Raw genomic sequence first — 243 nt, forward strand, 5'->3', positions numbered from 1 at the left:
ACAGAAATATATACCGGGACATGGCTATGGTGATATGACCTATGATGCCGTCAAAATCCCGAAGCTGAGTTTCTCGTTCAAGGTTCAGGTAGTGCTTCATCATTTTAAAGAAGACCTCGATATCCCAGCGTTTACCGTAGATTCTGATGATCTCTTCATCGGACAAGTCAATTTTAGTCGACATCACTGCCAGCCACTTACGGCTGTGCCTATGACGGACGAACACAATTTTTACCGCTTGCT

Annotated in this window: 1 protein-coding gene; it reads right to left on the reverse strand. The window is 44.4% G+C overall.

All coding sequences use genetic code 11. From position 1 onward, the window contains the following. On the reverse strand, nt 1–243 hold a 243-nt coding region (locus JWH17_RS23535), incomplete at both ends, for a transposase (protein ID WP_205225125.1).

Source organism: Desulfogranum marinum, from assembly GCF_016918565.1.
GTDB classification, from domain to species: Bacteria; Desulfobacterota; Desulfobulbia; order Desulfobulbales; family Desulfobulbaceae; genus Desulfogranum; species Desulfogranum marinum.